This is a genomic window from Flavobacterium saccharophilum (assembly GCF_900142735.1).
In the GTDB taxonomy this organism is placed as follows: domain Bacteria; phylum Bacteroidota; class Bacteroidia; order Flavobacteriales; family Flavobacteriaceae; genus Flavobacterium; species Flavobacterium saccharophilum.
Map to the genome: position 1 here is coordinate 546,300 of NZ_FRBY01000004.1, position 25,391 is coordinate 571,690.

19 protein-coding genes are annotated in these 25,391 nt (G+C 34.6%); 17 read left to right on the forward strand and 2 right to left on the reverse strand.

Annotated features, from left to right (window positions below):
- Window positions 1-101 precede the first annotated feature (101 nt).
- From fucP to BUA98_RS15480, 17 genes are all read left to right on the forward strand, one after another.
- Window positions 102-1,391, forward strand: a complete 1,290-nt coding sequence (gene fucP / locus BUA98_RS15400) for an L-fucose:H+ symporter permease (protein WP_086065387.1) — start codon at window positions 102-104, stop codon at window positions 1,389-1,391.
- Between the two features lie 52 nt (window positions 1,392-1,443).
- A complete protein-coding gene (locus BUA98_RS15405; RefSeq protein WP_244279211.1) occupies window positions 1,444-3,063 on the forward strand; it encodes a UxaA family hydrolase in 1,620 nt (539 codons plus the stop codon).
- 24 nt (window positions 3,064-3,087) lie between these two features.
- Window positions 3,088-3,852, forward strand: a complete 765-nt coding sequence (locus BUA98_RS15410) for an SDR family NAD(P)-dependent oxidoreductase (RefSeq protein WP_072973960.1) — start codon at window positions 3,088-3,090, stop codon at window positions 3,850-3,852.
- Window positions 3,853-4,046: 194 nt separating this feature from the next.
- Window positions 4,047-4,901 carry a fumarylacetoacetate hydrolase family protein gene (locus BUA98_RS15415; RefSeq protein ID WP_072973961.1) on the forward strand — a complete coding sequence of 285 codons (855 nt, stop codon included), beginning with the start codon at window positions 4,047-4,049 and terminating at the stop codon, window positions 4,899-4,901.
- A 250-nt stretch (window positions 4,902-5,151) separates the two neighbouring features.
- On the forward strand, window positions 5,152-6,783 hold the full coding sequence (locus tag BUA98_RS15420) for a beta-N-acetylhexosaminidase (RefSeq protein WP_072973962.1): 1,632 nt from the start codon (window positions 5,152-5,154) through the stop codon (window positions 6,781-6,783).
- Between the two features lie 122 nt (window positions 6,784-6,905).
- Window positions 6,906-7,571: an RNA polymerase sigma factor gene (locus BUA98_RS15425; protein ID WP_072973963.1), complete on the forward strand. Its 666-nt coding sequence runs from the start codon at window positions 6,906-6,908 to the stop codon at window positions 7,569-7,571.
- A 206-nt stretch (window positions 7,572-7,777) separates the two neighbouring features.
- Entirely contained in the window at window positions 7,778-8,944 is a 1,167-nt protein-coding gene (locus BUA98_RS15430; protein ID WP_072973964.1) for a FecR family protein, read from the forward strand.
- Window positions 8,945-9,719: 775 nt separating this feature from the next.
- Window positions 9,720-13,094, forward strand: a complete 3,375-nt coding sequence (locus BUA98_RS15435; protein WP_159433474.1) for a TonB-dependent receptor — start codon at window positions 9,720-9,722, stop codon at window positions 13,092-13,094.
- A 21-nt stretch (window positions 13,095-13,115) separates the two neighbouring features.
- Window positions 13,116-14,603: a RagB/SusD family nutrient uptake outer membrane protein gene (locus BUA98_RS15440; RefSeq protein ID WP_072973966.1), complete on the forward strand. Its 1,488-nt coding sequence runs from the start codon at window positions 13,116-13,118 to the stop codon at window positions 14,601-14,603.
- A gap of 145 nt (window positions 14,604-14,748) precedes the next feature.
- A complete protein-coding gene (locus BUA98_RS15445; protein ID WP_072973967.1) occupies window positions 14,749-16,893 on the forward strand; it encodes an alpha-N-acetylglucosaminidase in 2,145 nt (714 codons plus the stop codon).
- Between the two features lie 302 nt (window positions 16,894-17,195).
- Window positions 17,196-18,482, forward strand: a complete 1,287-nt coding sequence (locus BUA98_RS15450; protein WP_244279212.1) for a sensor histidine kinase — start codon at window positions 17,196-17,198, stop codon at window positions 18,480-18,482.
- Between the two features lie 14 nt (window positions 18,483-18,496).
- Window positions 18,497-18,925 (forward strand): response regulator, encoded by a 429-nt coding sequence (locus BUA98_RS15455; RefSeq protein ID WP_072973969.1) that lies wholly within the window; start codon window positions 18,497-18,499, stop codon window positions 18,923-18,925.
- A 176-nt stretch (window positions 18,926-19,101) separates the two neighbouring features.
- A complete protein-coding gene (locus BUA98_RS15460; protein WP_072973970.1) occupies window positions 19,102-19,671 on the forward strand; it encodes a Crp/Fnr family transcriptional regulator in 570 nt (189 codons plus the stop codon).
- A 129-nt stretch (window positions 19,672-19,800) separates the two neighbouring features.
- A complete protein-coding gene (locus BUA98_RS15465) occupies window positions 19,801-20,592 on the forward strand; it encodes a type 1 glutamine amidotransferase domain-containing protein (RefSeq protein ID WP_208857996.1) in 792 nt (263 codons plus the stop codon).
- A 95-nt stretch (window positions 20,593-20,687) separates the two neighbouring features.
- A complete protein-coding gene (locus BUA98_RS15470) occupies window positions 20,688-20,993 on the forward strand; it encodes a putative quinol monooxygenase (protein ID WP_072973971.1) in 306 nt (101 codons plus the stop codon).
- 108 nt (window positions 20,994-21,101) lie between these two features.
- Complete coding sequence (locus BUA98_RS15475) at window positions 21,102-22,496, forward strand: aldehyde dehydrogenase family protein (RefSeq protein ID WP_072974128.1); 1,395 nt, start codon at window positions 21,102-21,104, stop codon at window positions 22,494-22,496.
- A gap of 121 nt (window positions 22,497-22,617) precedes the next feature.
- Window positions 22,618-23,076, forward strand: a complete 459-nt coding sequence (locus BUA98_RS15480; protein WP_072973973.1) for an RNA methyltransferase — start codon at window positions 22,618-22,620, stop codon at window positions 23,074-23,076.
- A gap of 7 nt (window positions 23,077-23,083) precedes the next feature.
- On the opposite strand, the gene BUA98_RS15485 is transcribed toward BUA98_RS15480, so the two are convergent.
- Entirely contained in the window at window positions 23,084-23,443 is a 360-nt protein-coding gene (locus BUA98_RS15485; protein WP_072973974.1) for a hypothetical protein, read from the reverse strand.
- 199 nt (window positions 23,444-23,642) lie between these two features.
- Window positions 23,643-25,364: a tetratricopeptide repeat protein gene (locus tag BUA98_RS15490; protein ID WP_072973976.1), complete on the reverse strand. Its 1,722-nt coding sequence runs from the start codon at window positions 25,362-25,364 to the stop codon at window positions 23,643-23,645.
- Between the last annotated feature and the right edge of the window lie 27 nt (window positions 25,365-25,391).

Below are 25,391 nucleotides of genomic sequence, written 5' to 3' on the forward strand. Positions count from 1 at the left end.
AGGTAATTCCTAATTAAACAAGGGTAAAATTGAATTAATAATTATACTTCAGGTATTATATTTTTATATTTCTAAAAATGTATAAATTTAATAAAAAACATATGGCATTAATAACTCAGATAGATGTTGAAAAGGATGTTAGTTCCAAAGAGAATAAAAAATGGTTGTTTCCTTTTATATTGGTAACCAGCTTGTTCTTTTTCTGGGGATTTGTACACAACTTAGATCCGATACTTATTCCACATCTAAGAAAAGCATTTAATCTTACAGACTTAGAATCTTCTTTAATTGATTCTTCTGTTTTTATAGCCTATTTTGTTATGGCTTTGCCCGCCGGTTATATCATGAGAAAATACGGTTATAAATCGGGTATCATGATAGGATTGGTGCTGTTTGGTATTGGCTCCATTTTGTTTGTTCCGGCGGCCAATTCATTACAATATATTTATTTCTTAGGGGCTTTGTTTGTTATAGCTTGCGGACTTACATTTTTAGAAACAGCAGCGAATCCTTATGTAACCATTTTAGGACCATCTGAAACAGCAACGAAAAGACTAAATTTTTCACAATCGTTTAACGGATTGGCGGCTTTTATTGCGCCAGCTTACATTGGGCCAATGATTCTATCGGGGAAAAACTTAACTAAGATCGAGTTAGATGCCTTGTCGCCTGCAGCATTACACGCGCATATTTTAGAAGAAGCAGCAAGTGTAAAAATGCCTTATTTAATATTAGGATTGATCATTTTATCAGTAGCTGTAGTTTTTTATTTTACCAATATGCCAGATGTAAAAGACGAAGATAAAGAAGGGGCGGACGGAGCTAGTTTTGCCGGAGCCTTAAAATCAATGCGTTTAAGATGGGGAATTTTAGCGCAATTCTTTTATGTTGGAGCACAGGTTTGTGTGGGAAGTTTTTTCATCAAAATGGCTACTACTTCGGCTGGTTTAAATGAAGATATCGCTGCCAAATATTTAGGTTTTTATGGTCTGGCATTTATGTTAGGTCGTTTTGCGGGAACATTCTTCATGCAATATATTCAACCAAGAAAATTATTGATCATTTATTCGATTATCACGATGTTGTTATCAGTAGTAGCAATAATAGGAACAGGAATGTTAGTGGTTTATACCTTAATCGCAATTGCCTTTTTTATGAGCATCATGTTTCCAACTATTTTTTCAATGGGAATTGACGGACTTGGGCATAATACAAAAATAGGATCTTCCTTGATCGTAATGTCAATAGTTGGAGGAGCTTTACTTCCTCCGGTTTTAGGATATATTTCAGATGTGACAGGAAGTATTCAGAATGGGTATATAGTGCCGCTGATCTGTTTTTCAGTAATACTATTGTTCGCCTTTAATGGACATAAAACAAATAAAGCATAAATTCTATTTATATAATATGTTAGAAAACGGAGTTAAAAGATTAGTAGTAAAAATGCACCCACAAGATAATGTGTTGGTGGCTTTAACTGATCTGGGAAAAGGAGAAAGTGTTGCTTTTGAGAATGAAACGTACAATTTGCAGGACACAATTAAGGCAAAACATAAATTTTATACCACTGATTTGAAAGCAGGAGCTGAGATCATTATGTATGGTGTTTTGGTTGGAAAAGTGCAAAATGATGTTGCAAAAGGCAGCTTAATGACCACAGAAAATCTTAAACATGCAGCAGAACCGTATCAATATCGTGATGTTGATTTTGAATGGCAGGCACCAGATGTTTCCAAGTATAAAGACAGAACTTTTAATGGATATAAAAGAAATGACGGCCGTTTTGGAACTGCGAATTATTGGTTATTTGTTCCAACAGTATTTTGTGAAAACAGAAATTTAGATGTAATTCGCGAAGCTTTACATAATGAGTTAGGCTATTCAGTAAGTGATAAGTACACGCAATATACGCACCATTTACTTGAGGCTTATAAAAAGGGAGAAAGTCTGGATGCAATTGATGTGCAACTAGCTCCGGATCATAATGAGCATAAGGTTTTCAAAAACGTAGACGGAATTAAATTTTTAAATCATCAGGGTGGCTGCGGAGGTACGCGTCAGGATGCTTCGACATTGAGTGCTTTACTGGCTTCGTACGCCAATCATCCCAATGTAGCAGGAATAACAGTATTGAGTTTAGGATGCCAGCATTTGCAAGTACAAGATTTTACAAATGATGTGAAAAAGCAAAATCCTTCTTTTGATAAACCAATCTTTATTTTTGAGCAGCAACAATCCAAAAGTGAAGAACAATTGATTGCTGATGCCATTAAAAAGACCTTTGAAGGGTTAATTGAAATCAATAAACAAGAAAGAGTTCCCGCACCATTAAGCGAATTATGTTTAGGGGTTAAATGCGGAGGAAGTGATGGTTTTAGCGGCGTTTCTGCTAATCCTGCTGTGGGTTATACTTCCGATTTATTAGTAGCTTTGGGTGGTAAAGTACTATTGGCTGAATTTCCTGAATTATGTGGAGTAGAACAGAACTTAATTGATCGTTGCATATCAGAACCAGTGGCTAAAAAATTCATTGATTTAATGCAGTCTTACGATGCCTTGGCACATAAAGTAGGCTCAGGATTTCATATGAATCCATCTCCGGGAAATATCAAAGACGGTCTAATAACCGATGCGATTAAAAGTGCCGGAGCAGCTAAAAAAGGAGGAACAGCACCTGTCGTTGATGTATTAGATTATACTGAACCAGCGATCAAAGCAGGTTTAAGTTTGGTTTGTACACCAGGTAATGATGTTGAAGCTACAACTGGTAAAGCGGCGTCCGGAGCAACCTTAATATTGTTTACAACAGGATTAGGAACTCCAACAGGTAATCCGGTTTGTCCGGTTATTAAAGTGGCTACAAATTCTATTTTGGCGCAAAAAATGAGCGATATTATTGATATCGATTGTGGTCCGATTATTAGTGGAGAAAAGTCTATTGAAGAAATGGGTGAAGATATTTTGGAATATTGTATTAAGGCAGCAAGTGGTGAAATTATTCCAAAGGCCGTTTTATTAAACCAGGATGATTTTATTCCGTGGAAACGAGGAGTTTCTCTATAATTTTAAAATTTAAAATAAAAACACATGTTTTCATTACAAAATAAAAAAGCGGTTGTTACCGGTGGCGGTAGCGGAATTGGGAAAGCCATTTCGGTTTTATTTGCAAAACAAGGAGCTGAAGTTCATATTATTGAATTAACAGAAGAAAGTGCTAAAACGGCTGTTGAAGAAATACAGGCAATTGGTGGAAAAGTATTTTCGCATGCCTGTAATGTTGCGAACCAGGAAGAAGTTTTAGCAACATTTGAAAAAATTGGGAATATCAATATTTTGATCAATAATGCCGGAATCGCGCATGTTGGTAAAGTAGATACTACTCCGGCAGCAGTTTTTGATCGTGTTATGGATGTCAATGTAAAAGGAGTTTACAACTGTTTGTTTGCTGCAATTCCGCAATTAAGACTTTCAAATGGAGGTGTCATTATCAACATGGCTTCAATTGCAGCCTGGGTTGGTATTCCGGATCGATTTGCTTACTCAACTGCGAAAGGAGCTGTCATGGCAATGACTCTATCTGTAGCAAAAGATTATATCAAAGAAAATATTCGTTGTAATTCTATTTCGCCTGCAAGGGTTCATACGCCTTTTGTAGATGGTTTTATTTCGAAAAATTACGCTGGTAAAGAAGAAGAAATGTTCGAAAAATTATCTCAGTCACAACCAATAGGAAGAATGGGAAAACCAGACGAAATCGCGGCATTAGCGTTATACCTATGCAGCGACGAAGCAGGATTTATCACAGGTAGTGATTACCCAATCGACGGAGGATTTATTAAGTTAAATAACTGAGAAAAGGGGCTAAGGTTCTGAGGGACTAAGATTCTAAGGTTTTTTTTGACTTAGAACCTCAGAACCTTACTTCCTTAGAACCTTAAAAAAGAAAAATAAATAATTTAAAAGAGGTACTAAGGTTACCAAGATGCTGAGAAAAAAACCTTAGCACCTCAGAACCTTAGCACCTCAGTACCTTAAAAAGAAAAAAAATGAAATTAATACGTTTTGGAGAAATAGGAAAAGAAAAACCAGGAGTTTTAATTGGTGAAAAAAGATATGATGTTTCGTCAATTGTAACAGACTTTAACGAAAGTTTTTTTGAAGAAAATGGCCTGGAGAAATTACAGAAAGCATTAGAGAGTAATCCAACTTTACCAGAAGTGGATGCAAGTGTACGTTTAGGTTCGCCAGTGGCGAGACCTTCAAAAATAATCTGTATTGGTTTGAATTATGTGGATCATTGTAAAGAAACGGGTGCGCCAATTCCAACAGAACCAATTATCTTTTTTAAATCAACAACTTCTTTATGCGGACCAAATGACAATCTGATCATTCCAAAAAACAGCGAAAAAACAGACTGGGAAGTGGAACTGGCATTTGTTGTGGGCAAAAAAGCAAGTTATGTAGAAGAAGCAGAAGCGTTGGATTACGTTGCAGGTTATGCTTTATTGAACGATTACAGCGAAAGAGCGTTTCAAATCGAGCGAGGCGGACAATGGGCAAAAGGAAAAGGAAGTGATACATTCGCACCTCTTGGACCCTTTTTGGCAACAAAAGACGAAGTAAAAGATGTTGACAATTTATCAATGTGGCTGACTGTAAACGGTAAAAAATATCAGAACAGTAACACCTTAAATTTGGTTTTCAAAATTCCATTTTTGGTACATTATTTAAGTCAGTTTATGACGTTGCTTCCAGGCGATATCATCAGTACAGGAACACCTCCGGGAGTTGGTTTGGGAATTAAGCCAGAGCCAATTTATCTTAAAGCAGGTGATGTTGTAGAATTAGGGATTGAAGGTTTGGGTTCTAGTAAACAAACTGCGATAGCCTATACAAAATAGATTAATATAACCCATTGGGTGAAATTAATTGGGTCACATAGAAACATAGGTTTTTAAACTTTCAAAAAAGGCATTTCACTTGTTTGAAATAAGCAAAGCTAATTTTAAACAAGAAATGGATTTCGTTTTATTTTTAGTCAAAAATCTATGTTTCAATTTATTAGGTAAATTTATTGTAAATTGTATTTAAGGTGTTATCGTACACACGACGGTTTTTTAGTTTTAGTATTAATTTAATTAAATAATAAACATGGTTAAGTCATTTTTCTTTTCGCTTCTTTTATGCACGACATTATCGTTTGCACAAGAAGTAAATATCATTCCACAGCCTGTAAAAGTGGTGAGGAATGCCGGAAATTTTGTGATTACGGCACAAACAAGTTTGGTTGTTACCAATAAAGAAGATAATGCTACCGCTGCTTTTTTGAACGGTTATTTATCTAATTATTACGGTTTTGTATTACCTATTGCAAAAAAAGCAAATAAAAATTATATCAAATTAACAAGTCAGAAAAACATTGTAGGACTTAAAAGTGAAGGCTATACTTTTAAATCAGATAAAAATGGTGTTGAAATTAACGGGAATGCTGCCATAGGAACTTTCTACGGTATGCAAACTCTTATTCAATTATTACCTGTTGAAAAAAGTAAAAGTCTTGCCATTGCTGCAGTAGAAGTCAAAGACGAACCTCGTTTTGAATACAGGGGAGCAATGTTGGATGTGGGGCGTCATTATTTTCCGGTTGCCTTTGTAAAAAAATATATTGATTATCTGGCGTTGCATAAAATGAATTATTTTCATTGGCATCTAACGGAAGATCAGGGATGGAGAATCGAAATCAAAAAATATCCTAAACTTACTGAAATTGGATCGAAGAGAAACGGAAGTATTATAGGAAGCTATCCTGGTAAAGGAAGTGATAATACACCAGAGGGCGGTTTTTATACGCAGGAAGAAGTAAAAGATATCGTTAAATATGCTTCGGACCGCTTTATTACGGTAATTCCGGAAATCGAAATGCCGGGACATGGTAGTGCTGCTATTGCTGCGTATCCGGAGTTGAGCTGTTTTCCGAATGAGAAAACACAACTTCCTGATAATATGATTTCAGCTAAAAGCAAACAGGAAATGGCAAACGGAAGAAATAAAATTGTTCAGGAAACTTGGGGAGTTCATTCTGATGTTTATGTGCCAAGTGAATATACCTTTAAGTTTTTGCAGGATGTTATCGACGAAGTTATTGTCTTATTTCCTTCTAAATACATTCATATTGGAGGTGATGAAGCGCCTAAAGATGCCTGGAAAAGAAGCGAATTTTGTCAGCAGTTGATAAAAGAAAAAGGGTTAAAAGATGAGCACGGTCTTCAGAGTTATTTTATTCAGCGTATGGAAAAATACATCAATGGAAAAGGAAGAACGCTAATTGGCTGGGATGAAATATTAGAAGGTGGTCTTGCTCCAAATGCTATAGTAATGAGCTGGAGAGGCGAGGAAGGCGGAATTGCAGCTGCAAAAGAAAACCATCAGGTTATTATGACACCGGGAAGTCATGTTTATTTAGATCATTCTCAAACCAAAAATGAAAAAGAAGTTACCATTGGAGGCTATTTGCCAATAGAAACAGTTTACGCCTATGAGCCAATTCCGAAAGAATTAAACGAACAACAGGCAAAATTTGTTTTAGGAGCACAAGGGAATGTATGGACAGAATATATGGCAAATCCTGCTAAAGTAGAGTATATGATATTTCCTCGTTTGAGTGCTTTGAGTGAAGTTTTGTGGTCGCCAAAAGAAAATAAAAACTGGACTGAATTTCAAACAAAAATTGAAACGATGAAAAAACGATATGTTATTTGGGGAGCAAATTATTTTAAAGAGTAATAATTTTAAAAACAAACAAGAGACAGCTTATAAAGGGCTGTCTTTTGTTTATTTACCCTATTCTAAATGTCAAAATGACTTTAAGAATCGATTTTATTAACACATTTTCATCTTATTGAAATTTGTTTACTTTTGGTTTTCAACTTCATGTTAACAGTATAAAACACATAAAATTGAGTGCAAGGAATGACATAGCTTTCATTGAAGGATTTAGAAATGGTGATGAAATTGCCATTCGGGAATTGTATGATACCCATTATCGTCCTCTGTGTTATTTTAATCAAAAAATTGTTCGGCATATGCAGGAAGCTGAAGATATTTCTACTGAAATATTCTTAAAATTGCTTCGTAAGAAAAATGACTTTGACAGTCTGCAGGAAATAAAATCTTTTCTCTTTACCGCTTCTAAAAATGCTTGTATCGACTTTTTAAGAAAAGAGAAACAACAACAAAAATCATCTAATAATCAAATTTCTTTTATAGCAGATTTTGACGAAAATTTAATAGAACAAGAACTACTTACAGCTAAAGTTTTGCAGGCCATTTATGCGGAAATAGAAAGTTTGCCAAAGCAATGTAAGCAAGTTTTTAAAGCTATATTTATCGAAGGAAAAAGTACCGCGGCCATTGCAGAGGAAATGGGTCTTAGCCCACAAACTGTTTTAAATCAAAAAGCAAAAGCTTTACAAATAATTCGATCTGCCGTAAGCCAGAAAGATGTATTTGTTTCACTTTTATTTATTGAATTAATGTTATCAGCCTTTTTTAAAAACGAATCCGGTTTATAATATTATCTTCTTTAAATAATAATTCAATTCTTAGTCTATTATCAGACCTGATTTGTTTAATTCTATGACATCCAACTTAAAGGATATTTGGGTTTTTTCTTATATTTTCAGCTTTAAATGTTAAAATTGAGAGTTTTTCTCTTTTTATATGGTTAAAAATATAATTCCTACGTGTTAGCTGTATATCAATACAAAACTAGAAATGTATGTCATATTCAGATGCAGAAATAGATGATCTCATTATAAAATTGCTGAATGGAACTATAGAAGAAGAGGAAAAGCTTAATTTGGAAAAATGGATAAGCACTTCTGAAACGAATAAAAAAATAGTTGAGAATTTTCAGAATAAGGAATGGGTTACTGCTGAACTGGGAAAGATTTATAAATTTGACAAAGAAGCAGGATGGAAGAGTATTCATCAGGCTTTGGAGGCAAAAGATAAAATTAAAGTCATAAAATTACAATGGAGAAGAATTGCTGTTGCAGCAAGCTTATTGTTATGTATTGGTATAGGTAGTTTGATCTTATTTAGAAAAAGCCCTCCTGTTCAGGTAGTTGAAATCCCTCAGGTAATTGACGATGCTGAACCGGGGAGAACAGGTGCAATCTTAACACTTTCGGACGGAAAGAAAATAGTTCTTGATAATTCTAAAAATGGACAACTGAGCAATCAAAATAATACAATGGTTTCAAAAACAAACGGAGGTCTTGTATATAATGCAGGAAAAAATGCAGCAACCGTTTATAATACGATGACGACTCCAAAAAGCAGACAATATAGCCTGCAATTAGCCGATGGAACAAAAGTGTGGTTAAATGCTTTTTCTTCGATTACTTTTCCAACAGTTTTTTCATCAAATACCAGAGATGTGAAACTTACGGGAGAAGCTTATTTTGAAGTTGCAAAAGACAAGAAAAAACCTTTTAGGGTATTTGTAAACGATATTAAAATTAACGTATTAGGTACGCATTTTAATGTGAACGCTTACGGAGATGAAGATAACATAAAAACTAGTCTTCTTGAAGGAAGTATTTTAATTAATCAAAAAAATCAGGCTGTTTTGTTGAAACCCGGACAGCAGGCTCAAAGCAAAAAATCAGGAGCCATTATTGTTAAAAATAATGTGAATCTGGATGAAGTAATGGGCTGGAAAAATGGAGTCTTTTACTTTGAAAATGCAAGTCTGAAAGTAGTACTGGATCAATTAAGCCGATGGTACGATGTTGACGTTGTATTGGAGAAAGGAGTTGACAACAGAAAATTTGAAGGAGAAATCGAAAGAAGCTTAAATCTTTCTCAAGTTCTAAAAATATTGGAAAAGAATAAGGTTCACTTTAAACTTGAAGGGAAGGTTTTACGTGTAATGCCCTAATTTCAATATATAATCCGGAATTTAAAAATGTCTAAATTAAGCTACACTAATTTTGCTGGAAATAAAAAAACCAGCAGATGTTGGAAGCATTGCTGGTAAATGTTTCTTATTAGGGAAACTCTGGCTGAGATAGACAAATAAATTAACCAGGCAAGGAGAATATATCGTCAGATAAAAACCATTACAAACAAAAGTAGAGAAATATTAGCAAAATAGCAATAACCCCATAATTGCTTGCTTAATTTATTCGTGTATAAATATAGTATTTACCTGTATTTATAAGAAAACAGCTTTATGTGATAGTTATAGAAAGTTAGAAATTGTCCAAATGTAATTGGAAAGTAAAATATTAGATTATTTGCTCTTTTTAAAATTGGTTAAGAGTAAATTGGTTTGTTTTAGTTTGTTTAACTTGAAAAGTGCCATCACTTTTTGGTGGTACTTTTCATTTATCGATCAAATTGATTTTCTGGTAAATTAAACTACTAGTTGTTTAGTAATCAAATAAATAAGTATTGTGTAATTAAATTAATATAAGAATATTATGAAAAAGAATGAAATAAAGAGCAAGTAAGCGATAGTAAATGAATCGTTCGCAGTTTTATTTGTTTCTCAGAAAATTTGGCATTTGTTGGAAGCTGTGTCAAATTTTAAACAAGTAAAGAAATAACCAGGCAAGGAGAATTAATTATCAACCAAAACCATTTAAACTATGAAATTATTACCAAAATGCAAGCCAAAAAAAAATTGGCTTAATTCACAAACATGGAAAGTTATGAAACTCTCAACCATACTTTTTGTAGTGCTAACATTCCAGGTTTCAGCGGGTGTGTCATCGCAAACAATTGCTGTTAGTGGTAAGAAAGTCCCGCTAAAAAAAGTTTTATCCGACGTTAAAAAACAAACAGATTATGTCTTTTTTTATGATGTAAATCTTTTAAAAGATACTCCACCAGTCACAATTAATTTAGTTGATGCATCAGTTGAAAAAGTTTTGGCCGAAATATTTAAGAATACATCCATAACCTGGGTTATCCAGGGCAAAACAATCTCGCTTATTTCCAGGCCGGAAATACCAAAAAGCACCACCGAACTTAGCCTTATAAAAAGACAGATAAATGGTAAAGTTTATGATGACAAAGGACAACCACTTTCAGGCGCAAATGTTAAGGGAAAAGGAACATCTATTGTTGCAAAAACAGATATAGATGGCAGTTTTAGTATTGAATTGCCAGACACTATAAACAGCTTAATAATCTCTTTTATAGGTATGGAAACGCTGGAAGTGCCTGTAACAAATAGTCCGATGACAATCATTTTGAAGAGCGAAGGGCAAAAACTTGAGGATGTAGTTGTTATTGGATATGGTACAACCAAAAGAAAAGATGTTACAGGAGCTATTTCTACCATAAAAACCACTGAAATCCCTAAAGGAGCAAACACTTCTATCGATCAGGCTTTGGGTGGCAGAGCAGCCGGTTTGATTGTTACGCAAACTTCAGGACAACCTGGCGCAGCTCCTACTGTACAAATTAGAGGAAACGCTTCTTTTGCATCTTATGGTGTGTTGTATGTGGTGGATGGCGTGCCCATAGATAGTGGAGCCGATGAACCAGGCAGTGGCAGTCCTTTTGGAGCAGGAGTAAGCCGATCTCCATTAAACTTCATTAATCCGAATGATGTTGAATCTGTAGAAGTATTAAAAGATGCCAGTGCTGCCGCTATTTATGGTGCCAGAGCTGGTGCCGGAGTAATTTTGATTACAACTAAGAGAGGTAAAAAAGGAGAGCCAAAAGTAAATTACAGTTTTACAGGTGCTTATCAGGAGCCAGCGGATTTTTATGATATTTTAAACAAACAGGACTATATGGTAGAAAGAAACCGTATAACTAAAGAAAAATACCTGTTAACTCAAAAAATTGCCCCTTACGGTAATACTGATCCTTCATCTGTACCAGCTTTTGTTCCAAAATTTTCTCAATCTGAAATTGACAATGCCGGAACAGGTATAAACGCTATAGATGCGGTTACCCAATCTGGATTTATCAGACAACATGATTTGTCAATTTCAGGAGGAACTGATAAAACTAAATATTTTGTCTCCGGAAATTTTCTTGATCAGGAAGGTGTTATCAAAACTTCTTCATACAAAAGATACACCGGACGTATCAATTTAGATCAAATGATTACCGACAAACTAAAAGTTAGCGTGAATGTTGTCGAAACAAAATCGTTTAGTGATAATGCTTCCATCGGTACAGGAGAAAACGAAAATGCAGGAATTATTTTATCTGCGTTTTACCATCCTCCAACTGTAGATTTGATAGCTCCCGATGGTTCTTATCCATTAAATCCGGATTATAAAAATTCACCAAATCCGCTTTCTTTTTTAGAAAATACAGATGAAACTATTTTAAACAGGTTATTAACCAGTGGTTATGTAGAATGGGAAATTATAAAAGATTTAAAAGCAAGAGGAAATTTTAGTTATGATCAATCCCACTCAAAACGTAACGTTTATTTATCAAAATTATTTCTATACGGATTAAGAAATGGTGGGGTTGCCAGTATTAGTGAATATAGTTCCAACACAAGTTTAGCAGAATACACTTTAGCGTATAAAAAAACGCTGAATGAAAATCATCATTTAAATGGTATCGTTGGATATTCGTACCAAGTGCGCTCAAGAGATGGTTTTTCGGCAGGAAACAGTCAGTTTTTAACGGATAGTTTTTTATTCAATAGTATACAAGTTGGTCAAGCACCGCGACCATCCGTTTCTTCATCAAAAGATGAGCAGGTTTGGGCTTCTTATTTTGGCAGATTAGGATACGATTATCGCGGAAAATATATTTTGCAGGGATCTATTCGTCGCGATGGTTCTTCAAATTTTGCCGAGAATAAAAAATATGGATGGTTTCCATCTGTTTCAGCAGGATGGAAAATATCGAATGAAGAATTTATGAAAAAAGTGCCGGTAATTTCTTTTTTGAAGCTAAGAGCGAGCTACGGAACCACAGGTAATAGTAATATTGGTGCAAATGCTTTTGCATTTTATACAGCCGGTGGCGGTGCAAATTATACTTTCGGAAATACGCAAACTACGGGAGTCTATCAAAGTCAGATTGCAAATCCCGAATTAAGCTGGGAAACTGCTGCTGAAATTAATCTTGGGCTAGATTTCGGTTTATTTAATGACCGCATTACCGGAACTTTTGAAGTATATGACAAAACGATCTCTGATTTATTGAGTTATAAACCTTTACCATCTTTTTCTATCGTGAGTAGTGTCGCATCTAATGTTGGTAAAACACAAAGCCGTGGTTTCGAATTTACTTTAAAAACAATAAACATTAAGTCGAATGATTTTAGCTGGATAACTGATTTTAATATTGCTCATAATAAAGATACATGGAAAGAAAGGGATCCTGAAGTGGTAAAAACATTACGAAAGTTTGTTGGAGTGAATGATCCAATCAGAGCAATTTACGGATATCAAACAGATGGTATTTTGCAAATTGGAGAAACGGTACCCGCTGCAATGCCCGGTTTGCAGCCCGGAATGGTAAAAGTAAAAGATTTAAATGGATATGACGCTAATGGGAATCTTACCGGTAAGCCTGATGGGCAATTAAGTTCGGCAGATGCGGTTTATTTAGGAAATGCTGATCCGGGTTACAGTTACGGATTTGGAAATACATTTAAATACAAAAGATTTGATTTAAATATATTTATGTACGGTATGTTTGACAGAGTTAAATACAATGATGACATGGCAGTGGCTTATGATTTATCAAGTAAAATGGGAGCTTTTGGGTGGAATGCCTTAGATATGGTCAAAGACCGTTGGGCATCTGATAATACTTCAGGGAAAAATCCTAGTGGACTTATAAATCCGTATGGCAGTTATACAGGTAATTTTTTTAGAGAAAAAGCAGATTTTTTAAAGTGTCGCAACATTACTTTAGGCTACACAATGACAAAAGAAATGTTCCCTAATCAAAAAATATTCGAATCATTACGCTTATCCATAGATGCACAAAATTTGTTTACAGTGACACCTTACTCAGGAATAGACCCGGAATTATCGAGCTTTATTGCTTATCCGGCTCAAACTTCTATTATACTGGGACTTAATGTTATTTTTTAATCAAAAACTACAAAGAAAGACATGAAAAAATATAAAAATAAAACAGCAACTTTTAGTCTGTTGATCCTAATGATATTATTTACTTCTTGCGAAAAAGATCTTGAACCGGAGGTATTTGATAAGTTAGCTCCTTCAACTTTCTTTAAAAACGAAGTTGATGCCAAAGCAGCGCTTACTAACTTATATACAGGCATGTTTGGAGGAGGATGGGGAGGTGGTTACGGTGCTGCCCAAGCTTCTTGGGTGGTTCAAAGTTCACAAACTACAGATGAGTTAATATGTTCCTGGGGTGATTCAGGAAGATGGGCAAAATTAAATATGCTTAATTTTGACGATCAGTTTAATGTTCTTACAGATCATTATACAAGGTTAGTACCGCGTGTTACCAATGCTACAATACTTTTGCAGAATATTAGCGCTGTTCCTATGGATGCTGAGCTGAAGAAGAGATATTTGGCAGAAGTGAAAGCTTTAAGGGCACATATGAGTTATATTTTATATACTTTTTATGGACCGGTATCAATTGTTGTAGATCCTAAATATGCGCTTGACCCTAATTCTTTGCCGGAACCCCGACCGACAAGTGAATGGATGATTAAGCAAATTGAAAAGGATTACAAAGAGGCAATAATTGATTTACCGTCCAATTATCCTGCCTCAGATTATGGTCGTTTTACAAAAGGAGCAGCCATGATGGGATTGCTTAAACTGTATATGAAAGAAAAAAAGTGGACAGAAGCTATTGCTGTCGGAAGAGATTTGCAAGCGCTGGAAGCACAAGGAATATATACTCTGGTTCCGGAATATGAAGATATTTTCAAGATTCAAAATGAGGAGAATAAAGAAATAATTCTTGCCGTTTCCTGTGCCCGAAATACTAATAACTATAATATGTGGTTAGCACACGTTATGCCGGGAGATTATGTTGATCCTTCTGGTCAGTCTATTCAGGCTTGGGGAGGATATAAAATGCCTTGGAAAACGTATGACAAATTTAATCCGGCTGATAAACGTTTGAAACAATTGCTGGCAAAATATCCTACTGATGGAGGTGCCATAATTGATGCACGTGCAAAAGGAATGGAGGGAGCAATTCCTAAAAAATACGGAATAGATCCGGATGCTACCGGTGAAGAACATGGAACTGATATTGTGGTTTGGCGTTATGCTGATGTTTTGCTGTCGTTAGCAGAAGCTATAAATGAAGTAAACGGACCTACACCAGAAGCTTACGATTTAATAAACAGAGTCAGAACAAGAGCAGGGCTTCCAAATTTAGATTTAACTTTATCAAAAGATCTTTTTAGAAATAAGATTATGGATGAACGATTGTTTGAATTATGGTGTGAGGGATCACGCAGAGATGATTTAATTCGCTGGGGTAAATATATTCAAAGGGCAATTGATGATGGATCTGCTTTTGCAACTGAGAACAAAATTCTTTATCCATTACCAAGAAAACCTATAGACGAAAGTAATGGTAAAATTGTACAGAATCCTGGGTATTAAGTTTTAAATATTTAATTTATACGTAAAATCAGAACTATTAGACAATTTATTCTACTGTAGTTTCAAGAATAGTAAAGTACCATGTTATTTTTTTTAATTAGCATGGTACTTTAAATTATATTTATAATTAAAAATGCAAGGGTATATGAAAGTTAAAAATTTAGCAGTATTGCTTATTCTTGTCGGATGTGTGTTTTCTTCAACTGCCCAATCATTTGAGGCTGTAAAAGAATTAGCAGAAAGACGTGTTCCCTGGCTTGCCGGGAAATTGGTTTTTTCACCGCTATCAAAAGAAAATGGCCAGGATGTGTTTGAATTATCTTCAAAAAAAGACAAGATATATATTGCAGCCACTGATGCAAATTCAGCTTCATCTGCTTTAAACTGGTATTTAAAATACTATTGTTATCGCAATATGTCTCATATGGGAGATAATATGGAACCTCTTGAAAAGACACCGGTAATTGATAAAAAAGTCAGGATCGTTTCTCCTTATCGTTTTAGATATGCCCTCAATTATTGTACAATTAATTATACGATGAGTTTTTATACCTGGAAAGACTGGGAACGTGAATTGGACTGGATGGCATTGAATGGTGTCAATTTAATGTTGGCTCCTGTTGGTGTCGAAGCCGTTTGGCAAAATACAATGGCGCGCCTTGGTTTTACTCAAAAAGAAATTTTTGATTTTATTCCGGGTCCCGCTTTTAGCGCTTGGTGGCTCATGGGAAATATGGAAGGCTGGGGCGGACCCGTTTCTCAAAATATGATTGACCAACAGGCTTCATTAGAAAAAAAGATTTTAAAGCGTATGAGGGAACTCGGTATTGAGCCTGTAATGCAGGGTTTTTATGGAATGGTTCCGACATCTTTAAAAAATAAAGAAAAAGTAAATATAATAGATCAGGGAAAATGGGCAGGCGGTTTTACCAGACCCGATTTTTTAATGCCTACAGATCCTTATTTTGAGAAAATTTCAGGTATTTACTATTCCGAAATGAAAAAATTATACGGCAATGATCTTCATTTTTTTGGAGGTGATCCTTTTCACGAAGGCGGAAATTCAAAAGGCGCTGATCTTGCAGTTTGTGCTAAAGAAATTCAAAAACAAATGCAGCTCTCTTTTCCTTCCAGTACATGGATCCTTCAAGGATGGCAGGAAAATCCATCAACGAAACTACTAGCCGGTTTAGATAAATCAAAAACTTTAATTATTGAATTGTTTGGTGAGAATACTGCCAATTGGGAAGCTCGTAAAGCCTATGATGGAACTCCGTTTATATGGTGTAATGTGAGCAATTTTGGAGATAAAGTCAGCTTATACGGAAAAATGCAAAGATTTGCAGATGAAGTTTATCGTGCGAGAACGGGACCTTACAATCCTTTTTTAAGTGGAATCGGAATTATTCCGGAAGGAATTCACAATAACTCTGCACCGATTGATTTTATGTTAGAATTAGGCTGGCATACAGAAAAAGTGGATAGCAAAGAATGGATAAAAAATTATGTGAAATATCGTTATGGAAAGTCTAACGATACTGTTCTTAAAGCCTGGCAGGGATTTCTCGAAACAATATACAGTAGTCCTGAGATTTATCAGGAAGGAGGTTCAGAATCTATTTTTTGTGCCAGACCTGGTATAAATGTAGAAAGTATATCTTCATGGGGGACCAGAAAAAGAAACTACGATGTCGCAAAATTTGCTGATGCCGTTAAACTTTTTGTGTCTGTTTCAAAAGAATTTGAGAATAGCGAAACGTATCAGGTAGATAAAATTGATCTGGTAAGACAGGTTAATGCAAATAAAGGAGATATAATCTATAAAGAAATGATTGATGCTATTAATAAAAAAGACGCTGTTGCTTTTGAAACCACTTCGAAACAATTTCAAAAAATGATTGTGCAGCAGAATGACTTATTAAATTGTAATCCGCACTTTTCACTACATACGTGGCTAAAACAAGTAACTGATTTTGGAACTACTCCACAAGATAAAGAACTAGCATTGCGCAATGCAAAAGAGCAGATTACAATCTGGGGACCTTATGACCCTGACACCAATCTACATGATTATGCTTTTAAAGAATGGGGCGGGCTTTTAGGTTCTTTATATTTGGACCGATGGAAACTGTTTGAGAAAGAACAATTAGGATATCTTAAAAATCAAACGTCAGCGGCTTCAAATTACTTCGAAATGGAAAGAAAATGGACAGCAGAAAACGATTTGTTTGTGCCCCATGTATTAACAAACGAACAACAAAATTCTTTGATTAATGCTATCTTAAACTAGAAGTTTTTGTTTAAGATGTTTACTCAACTTTTAAAAAGAGTAATAGATGTTTTTTTGTGTAAAAAAAATAAGCAATGTAGAATTAAACAAGGGATTACCGTTTTTAATTTTATGATAATTTTTTAAGAATACAATAACCTTATGACTGAAACAGGCGGTTTTTATTAAACACTTCTTAATATTTTTAAAACTGTTGTTTAATTCAGGAAAAATTACGAATAATTGTGTGATATGTTTAATTAATGTTTGTTGTTATCGTTTTTTTATATAATTTGGTAAGATCCCAAATTGCAATAATTAAAATGAAACAAGACATTAAAGACCTGGAACAATCCCTGCATATTCAGGATTTTCTTTTTATAATTAAACAAAAATCCGATCACTTAATTAATTATTTTCTTTTCAGTTTTTTTGTTGTCGGATTGCTTCTTGCATTTTATTATGACACATGGCAAATTGCCATAGGAGTTGGCGGGTTATTACTTATAGCCTATTATTCGACAAAATTAGCTTTACCTAAATCAAATTTATATCAATATGTTCTCAGTGTTGTACTGGGAATTTATATGGCGCAGTTTATTTACCAAATGCATGGAATGTTTGAAATGCATTTTATGGCATTTATAGCCAGTGCAATACTTATTACATATCAAAACTGGAAACTCCAGATACCGCTTATGTTAGTTGTAGCAATCCATCATGGATTATTTGGCTATTTTCAGTACAATGGTTTCGATGAAATTTATTTCTTCCAGTTGGAGTATATGCCTTTGCAAACCTTCATCATTCATATGATATTGGCAGGTGTTATTTTTGCAATTTGTGGTTTATGGGCTTATCAGTTTAAAAAATATAGTGAGGCACATATTGACTTAATTTTTAATAAAAGGGAAATAGAAAATCAGGAATTAAAAACGGCAAATTACGAACTTGATCGGTTTGTTTACAGTACCTCTCATGATTTACGTGCTCCTCTAAATTCAATGCTTGGTCTGATAGAAATTGCCAAAGATGATACTACTGAGGAGATAACTCGTGAGCATCTTAAAATGTTAAATAGAAGCGCCAAAAAGCTGGACGGTTTCATTTGTGATATACTTGATTACTCACGAAATTCCCGTATGGAAGTCAACATGGAGCAAATTAATTTCAGGAAACTTCTCAATGATATTACTGAAAATTTAAAATTTATAGGCAATAATAACAGAACAATTGATTTTGTCATTGAAATCTCTGGTGAAACTACTATTTACTCAGATAGAAATCGTCTTATTACCATTCTTGGAAATCTTATTTCAAACGCTATTCATTATCAAAATCCGAAGGTTTCAAACCCTTTTGTACGTATTGAAATAGAAACATCCCAAACTGAAACAAAAATTACTATTGAAGACAATGGTATTGGTATTTCTGAAGAAATGCATTCAAGAATATTTGACATGTTTTATCGAGTATCCCACGAATCAGTTGGTTCGGGATTAGGGTTGTACATTGTAAAAGAAGCAGTAAACAAACTCAATGGAGAAATAAAAGTGCAATCGCAAGTAGGTATAGGAACAACTTTCTTAATTAAAATACCAAATAAATAACCAATCATTATTAAATGAATCAAGAAACTACACAACCATCTTTCAAAAAAATTCTGGTAATAGACGACAATCCAACAGATCGTTATATTGCAAAACGAATGGCTGAAAAATATCATTTTGCAGAAGAGATTGTTTTACAGGAATCAGCTCTTGAAGCTCTCGTTTATATTAGATCACTAGAAGCTACTCCTGATTTGCTTCCGCAGTTGATTTTCTTAGATATCAATATGCCGGGCATGAACGGATATGAATTTCTGGAAGAATATGCTAATCTCTCAGAAACAATAAAAAGTAACTGTATCATTTTAATGATTACAACATCATTACATCCCGATGATTTTAAACGCGCAGAAAATGATCCTGCCATATTTCGCTTTCTTAACAAACCGCTTGATCAGGAAAAATTCAGGCTTATTGAGTATGAGTTTTCTTTAAAGAAATAACAGTGTAAAATAATCTGTAAACCTCCAAAAATAATTGATTTTGGAGGTTTTTTTTGATAATGGAAATGTGGAGCGGTTCTTCTTAATTTAGGATTGCTGAATTTGTAAATATTTAGAGATTCTGAATTATTACCCAACAATAAATCTTTTATCTTTGATTCTGTAAAAAGACATTTATGGAAAAGCTTAGAAAGCACATTGAAGAAATTATACCAATTACTGATGAAGAGTTTGAGTCTATAAAACCGTTTTTTACCATTAGAAGAGTATTAAAAAATCAATATCTTATTCAGCAAGGCGACGATACCAAGTATGAGTATATTATTATGAGCGGTATTTTCAGGGTTTTTTATCTTGATGAAGATGGAAAAGAACATATCGTACAATTCGCAACCGAAAATTGGTGGATGTCTGATTATATTGCCTATTTCAATCAAAAGCAGGCAAACCTCTATGTGGTATGTATGGAACCTGGAGAAGTTTTGTGCTTAACACTTGAAGGCAGAGAAGAACTTTCTGCTGTTCTGCATAAAATGGAGCATTTTTTTAGAATAAAATTAACCAAAGGTTTCATCGCCCTTCAGCAAAGAATAATATCCTTACTTTCCAGTAATCCGCAACAACGATATAAAGAATTCGCTGATCTTTATCCCAGGTTAATGCAAAAGATTCCCAAGAAATATATCGCAGAATATCTTGGAGTCAGCCGTGAAACCCTTAGCAGGCTTTACTCCAGTAACAAATAACATAGCCATTAATTCTCAAAGTGTGATTTTCGTCACACTTTTTTTGTGACTTTTCTCCTCGTATTGAGGAGGAGAGCTGGTATAAATTTGCCCTATAAATAATTCATTAACCAATAAAAATTTATAGAAATGAAAAGACTTCTGATTTTAACCCTGGCAATTGCTTTTGCTTCTAATGCACAAACTAAAAAAGAAAACACATCAGTTAAACAACAAACAAAACTTAAAAATGAATCCACAATGAAAAAGAAAATTTTAATTATTGTATCTAATGCCAATGCAATTGGACCAAATAACAGAAGAACAGGAACTTTTCTTCCTGAAGTTGCACACCCTTATGCCGAATTTGAACGAGCAAATTATGAAATAGACTTTGCAAGCTTAACTGGAGATACTCCATATTTAGATGCGCTTAATCTGGCAAATGATCCTGATAACCTTACTTTTCTAACAGGAAAAGGATGGGAAACTATGCAAAAAGCAGTTAAACTCTCAACAGTTGATGTTGCTAAATACGATGCCGTTTTTGTTCCCGGCGGATTAGCACCAATGGTAGATATGCCAGAAAATGAACTTTTGAAAAATGTAATTAAAGAAACCTACGAACGAAATGCAGTTGTAGGCGCGGTCTGTCACGGTCCAGTATCTTTATTAAATGTAAAATTAAGCAACGGATCGTATCTGGTAAATGGTAAGAACATTACTTCATTTACAGATGAAGAAGAAAGAGGTTACGCTATTGCGGATGTGCCTTTCTTATTAGAAACTGCTTTAACCAAACAAGGTGCAAAGTTTCATGCCGCTGCAGTATGGTCAGCGCATAGTATTGCTGATGGTAATTTGGTGACGGGACAAAATCCTGCTTCTGCAAAAGGGGTAGCTGAAAAAATGATTGTCATTCTAGAATCTGCTAAAAAGTAATTGATGTAATGCTATCGGCCTTCTTCAAAAGAAAGAGGAAGGTCAATATCATTTAATCCTAAAGTTGAATTTACAATTAATTAAAAGAAATCAAAATGGAAAATCAAAATCCAATTCATGTTTTTGCTACATGGAAAGTAAAAGAAGGTCAGATTGAAAATGTTTTACAATTACTAAAGACGGTACATAACGAAAGCATTAAAGAAGAGGGTAATTTGTTTTACAAAATTCATCAAAGTAAATCAGATTTGAATACAATAATTTTATTTGAAGGATATAGTAATGAAGCGGCTGTTGCAGAGCACCGCAATTCGCCCTATTTTCAAGATTTGGTTTTAGGTAAAATTGTTCCGCTATTAGAAAATAGAGAGATTATTTTAACAACACTATTAGAATATTAACTTCGAATTGTGGTTTGAGCCATTGTAATCATTGATAATTTGATTAAATTTAAAGTACATATCATGAAATTGCTTTAAATAGTAAAGTTCATGTCTAAAAAAATAATTATGGAAAACACCACAAAAATAATATTCCCATACGATCAAAGTTTTGTAAAAGAGTTACCGCTGATCAATAAAAATGATATTGATACTATACTGGAAACCGCTCAGAATTTATTTGATAATCAATCTGGCTGGATTCCGGCTTTTAAGAGAATTGAGATATTAGAAAAGGCAGCTTCGATAATGCATGACAGAAGCGAGGAACTCATACATTTGGCTATTAGCGAAGGCGGAAAGCCTTATAAGGATTCAAAAGCAGAAATACTTAGAGCTATAAAAGGAGTAAAGTTAGCAGCTGAACATATATCGCAAATAAAAGGTGAACAAATTCCGATGGGACTTACCGAAGCTTCTTTAAACAGAATTGCTTTTACTTCTAAAGAACCAATTGGAGTTGTGGTAGCAGTGAGTGCATTTAATCATCCATTAAATTTAGCGGTTCATCAAATTGCGACTGCTGTTGCCGCTGGTTGTCCGGTCATATTTAAACCCTCAAGCAATACACCATTATCAGGTCTTGCATTGGCGGCTATTTTAAAAGAAGCCGGTTTGCCGGAGGGATGGTTGCAAGTGGTATTATGTGATAATGAAACAGCAGAATTGTTAGTTACAGATTCAAGAGTTCATTTTTTCTCTTTCATTGGTTCAGCAAAAGTAGGCTGGTATTTAAAAAGCAAATTGTCTCCAGGAACCAGATGTGCATTAGAACACGGCGGAGCAGCACCCGTAATTGTAGAGCGTGATGCCGATTTTAGTGAAATGATTCCGGATTTGGTAAAGGGAGGATTTTATCATGCAGGACAGGTTTGTGTTTCGGTTCAGAAAATTTATGTCAATCAGGAAATTTGCGACCGTTTTATCGAGCAGTTTTCTGAGGCAACCCATAAACTAGTAGTTGGAAATCCATTTGATAAAGAAACGGATGTTGGTTCGCTTATTACACCAAAGGAAGTTAATCGTGTTGAAGAATGGGTTAACGAAGCTATTGATCAGGGTGCTAGAGTAGTTGCCGGAGGAAAAAGAATTTCAGATACTTGTTTTGAGCCGACAATTTTGTTTAACCCCTCAGAAGATTCTAAAGTATCAACTAGTGAAATTTTTGGCCCGGTTGTTTGTGTGTATCCTTTTAGAGATAGGGAAGAGGCAATAAAAAAAGCAAATGCCTTAGAAGTACATTTTCAAGCAGCTGTTTTTACAAAAAATATAGATATTGCTCTGGATACTGCCAAAAGACTAAACGCTACTGCTGTCATGATTAATGACAATACCGCATTTAGAGTAGACTGGATGCCATTTGGCGGTAGAGATGCCTCAGGTTTGGGAATGGGTGGTATTTCGTATACTATAAATGAAATGACAAGAGAAAAATTAACTGTTTTTAAAAGTAAATCTTTGTAAAACACCATACAAAGTTAGAAAAACGAATATTTTAGATTAAAAAGGAAGCACCAATATAGAGGCTTCCTTTCGGCTTAATAAAAAATTGATTTATCTACTTACAGTTTGTACTTTTGCATTTATGAATGATAATTTTATAAATGAATATTTTGGGATCGGGATACAAAATGGTAAAACGCCTGAAAATTTAGGTGTTTTGTGGCGATCGGCTCAAAATTTAGGTGCTACTTTTATCTTTACGATTGGTAATCGCTACGCCAAACAAGCTTGTGATACTCATGATGCAGTAAAAGCAATTCCTTATTTTCATTATGATACTTTTGAAGCTTTTTTTGAAAATTTACCTAAAGGTGCGCGATTAGTTGGTGTTGAATTAGATGATAAAGCTTCAGATTTAGAAACCTTTGAACATCCAAGACGTTGTGTTTATTTATTGGGAGCAGAAGACCATGGTTTATCCAAAAAAGTAATGGCTAAATGCCATCATCTGGTAAAATTTAAATCGATAAAAAGCTTAAATGTGGCTGTGGCAGGAACTATTATTATGTACGACAGAAACTTGCCTAAACCTCGTTCTTAAACAATTTTTAGTTTAGTCTCTCCATACTTTCTGTCCTTAAACAATGTTCAGTACCCAGATAAAGGGGATTTCCGTGTTTTTCAGACCAAAAGCCATCCAGCACATCTTTGGTTATGCATCGGTAAACTGCAACTCCTTTAAACGTTTTATTATTTTCTCCTTTGTAGTTAAAATTAATTACCAGAATATTATCTTTAAAGAAACCGTAACCTTTTTGTTCCTGTGTGTTATTAATAACCCAATGCGCAATAATTCGGTTATTTTTGTCTAACGATAAAGTCAAAATGCCTTTATAGGTTAGTTCTGGGCTTTCATCCTGATTGCTTCCGGAGATAGAATAGGTGCCAATTAAATCTTGTATAGTCATTGATTTGATGATGCAGAAATTAGGGAGCTAAATAAGATGAAACAAAAACAAACAAACCTTATTCTTTTTAGTAGAATGCAGAATCTTGCTAAATTGTAGTAAAATCTTTTTTAAGAACACATTAATCCAGTAATTGCAGCAAATTTATAAAAATATATTTGACTGATGGTATGTGCGGCATTTTGAACTAATTTGGTTTTTACAATATCCTTGAAGAAGTAATTTTAATATCCGCATATTTCCAGGCATTATTAAAGCGAGTTTTTGCTTCGTTATATTTCTTTTTATCATTAAGTTTTTCAAAAGCAATAGTCAGTCCTTTCAAAGCCCAGCCGTTATCGGGGAAGTTTTTTAAATCATCTTCATATATTTTTACAGCATCGCTATATTTTCCTGCACTAATCAAAACTGCGCCCAAATGATGACGAACGGAAAAAAACCAATCTGGCGGCTCATTATAATTTAGTTCATCTTCTTTTGCTACGGCTTCTTTTAAAAGCAGAATGGCCTGACTGTATTTTTTTTCTCTTGCGTAAATTTCTCCTTCCAAAGTTTTTGAGGCAATTTCACATAAGTCAAATACGCTGTTGATTCCCCAAATTGTTAAATCTTTTATTTTAGGATCGGTCATTATTTTTCTCATGGAGGCAAGGTGTTTTTTTGCTTCGGCTGTTTGACTTTTTGATAACATTGCCATTCCTTGCGCATAATGCCAAATTACTGATGGGTATTTTAATTCTTTTTCAGGCGAAGGAGCATTTAGGATTTCTTGCCATAAACCAAGTTTTACCTGAACATACCAGGGAATAGCGTAATAATGTTGTAAAGTAGACCATGCAGGATCACGAAGTAGTTTTTTATGGGCATGATTAGCCGTGGCAAATGCGCCTTTTATAGCAAGTTTACTTTCTCCGCTTAGTGTGGCACAGGCCGAAAGAAAATGATAATTATGAGGATAATAGGCAAGGGGATATGCTCCCTGAGCATGGCAAGCATCAACGTACAAGCTGTCAATTTCAACTGCCTTTTGATTAACAGTGACACCATCATGATAACGGCCGGTTCTTATATAAATATGTGACGGCATATGTACTAAATGTCCGGAACCTGGAACTAAACTGCAAAGTAAATCGGCACTGGTTTCGGCATTTTCAGGATGTTGAGACATTTCTTCAGCATGTATATAAAGATGGTTTGCGCCAGCATGTTTTGGTTCTCTCGCGATACATTCTTTAAGTACTCTTATTATTTCTGGCGTCCAGAGCTGGGGTTTTCCGTCCTTTTTCCATAAATCCCAAGGATGTTGATCCATTAAAGATTCTGCAAAAAGTGTCCCTACCATAACGTCTTTAGGATATTTTTTATATACTTTTCGCATGGCGGCAGCATAAGAAGAATCGAGTACTGATCGTACTATTGTAGTATCTTTAGAGTAACGATGTGTTAAAGCATCAATCAAATCTTTTTCTTTTTCAGTACAAGATGGCGAATATAGCTTTGCTTTTTTTACAGCGTCGAAAGCCCGTATAAAATTATCTTTTTCCATACCGGCATTGTAATTGGGGCCAAGAACATAGGCATAACCCCACCATCCCATCGCGCATTGAGGTTCCTGTCGTGTAATTTCAAAAAAGGAGCGGGCTGCTTCGGCGTGATTAAATCCGAAGGAAAGCATTAATCCTTGATTGAAATATTGTTGGACTTCTGTATTTTTTGTAGTTATTAAAAAATTAAATCCATCAAGCCCTCTAAATAATGGTGCTTTTTTATCTGATGAATACCAGCTTTTGTCTGAAACTTCAGGTATGCTGCAGCTGTAGTTAGTGGTTACACTACTTGTTGTAGTTGGTTTTTTCTTTGAATCCCGATTGCAGGAACAGCAAATTAACATTGAACAAAATAAATAGAAAATGTTTCGCATAATTTGATTTTTTAAGTTCTTGAATTT

Coding starts and splice junctions, on each gene's coding strand:
- fucP (WP_086065387.1), top strand. CDS start 102: ATGGCATTAATAACTCAGATAGATGTTGAAAAGGATGTTAGTTCCAAA.
- BUA98_RS15405 (WP_244279211.1), top strand. CDS start 1,444: ATGCACCCACAAGATAATGTGTTGGTGGCTTTAACTGATCTGGGAAAA.
- BUA98_RS15410 (WP_072973960.1), top strand. CDS start 3,088: ATGTTTTCATTACAAAATAAAAAAGCGGTTGTTACCGGTGGCGGTAGC.
- BUA98_RS15415 (WP_072973961.1), top strand. CDS start 4,047: ATGAAATTAATACGTTTTGGAGAAATAGGAAAAGAAAAACCAGGAGTT.
- BUA98_RS15420 (WP_072973962.1), top strand. CDS start 5,152: ATGGTTAAGTCATTTTTCTTTTCGCTTCTTTTATGCACGACATTATCG.
- BUA98_RS15430 (WP_072973964.1), top strand. CDS start 7,778: ATGTCATATTCAGATGCAGAAATAGATGATCTCATTATAAAATTGCTG.
- BUA98_RS15435 (WP_159433474.1), top strand. CDS start 9,720: ATGAAACTCTCAACCATACTTTTTGTAGTGCTAACATTCCAGGTTTCA.
- BUA98_RS15440 (WP_072973966.1), top strand. CDS start 13,116: ATGAAAAAATATAAAAATAAAACAGCAACTTTTAGTCTGTTGATCCTA.
- BUA98_RS15445 (WP_072973967.1), top strand. CDS start 14,749: ATGAAAGTTAAAAATTTAGCAGTATTGCTTATTCTTGTCGGATGTGTG.
- BUA98_RS15450 (WP_244279212.1), top strand. CDS start 17,196: ATGAAACAAGACATTAAAGACCTGGAACAATCCCTGCATATTCAGGAT.
- BUA98_RS15455 (WP_072973969.1), top strand. CDS start 18,497: ATGAATCAAGAAACTACACAACCATCTTTCAAAAAAATTCTGGTAATA.
- BUA98_RS15460 (WP_072973970.1), top strand. CDS start 19,102: ATGGAAAAGCTTAGAAAGCACATTGAAGAAATTATACCAATTACTGAT.
- BUA98_RS15465 (WP_208857996.1), top strand. CDS start 19,801: ATGAAAAGACTTCTGATTTTAACCCTGGCAATTGCTTTTGCTTCTAAT.
- BUA98_RS15470 (WP_072973971.1), top strand. CDS start 20,688: ATGGAAAATCAAAATCCAATTCATGTTTTTGCTACATGGAAAGTAAAA.
- BUA98_RS15475 (WP_072974128.1), top strand. CDS start 21,102: ATGGAAAACACCACAAAAATAATATTCCCATACGATCAAAGTTTTGTA.
- BUA98_RS15480 (WP_072973973.1), top strand. CDS start 22,618: ATGAATGATAATTTTATAAATGAATATTTTGGGATCGGGATACAAAAT.
- BUA98_RS15485 (WP_072973974.1), bottom strand. CDS start 23,443: ATGACTATACAAGATTTAATTGGCACCTATTCTATCTCCGGAAGCAAT.
- BUA98_RS15490 (WP_072973976.1), bottom strand. CDS start 25,364: ATGCGAAACATTTTCTATTTATTTTGTTCAATGTTAATTTGCTGTTCC.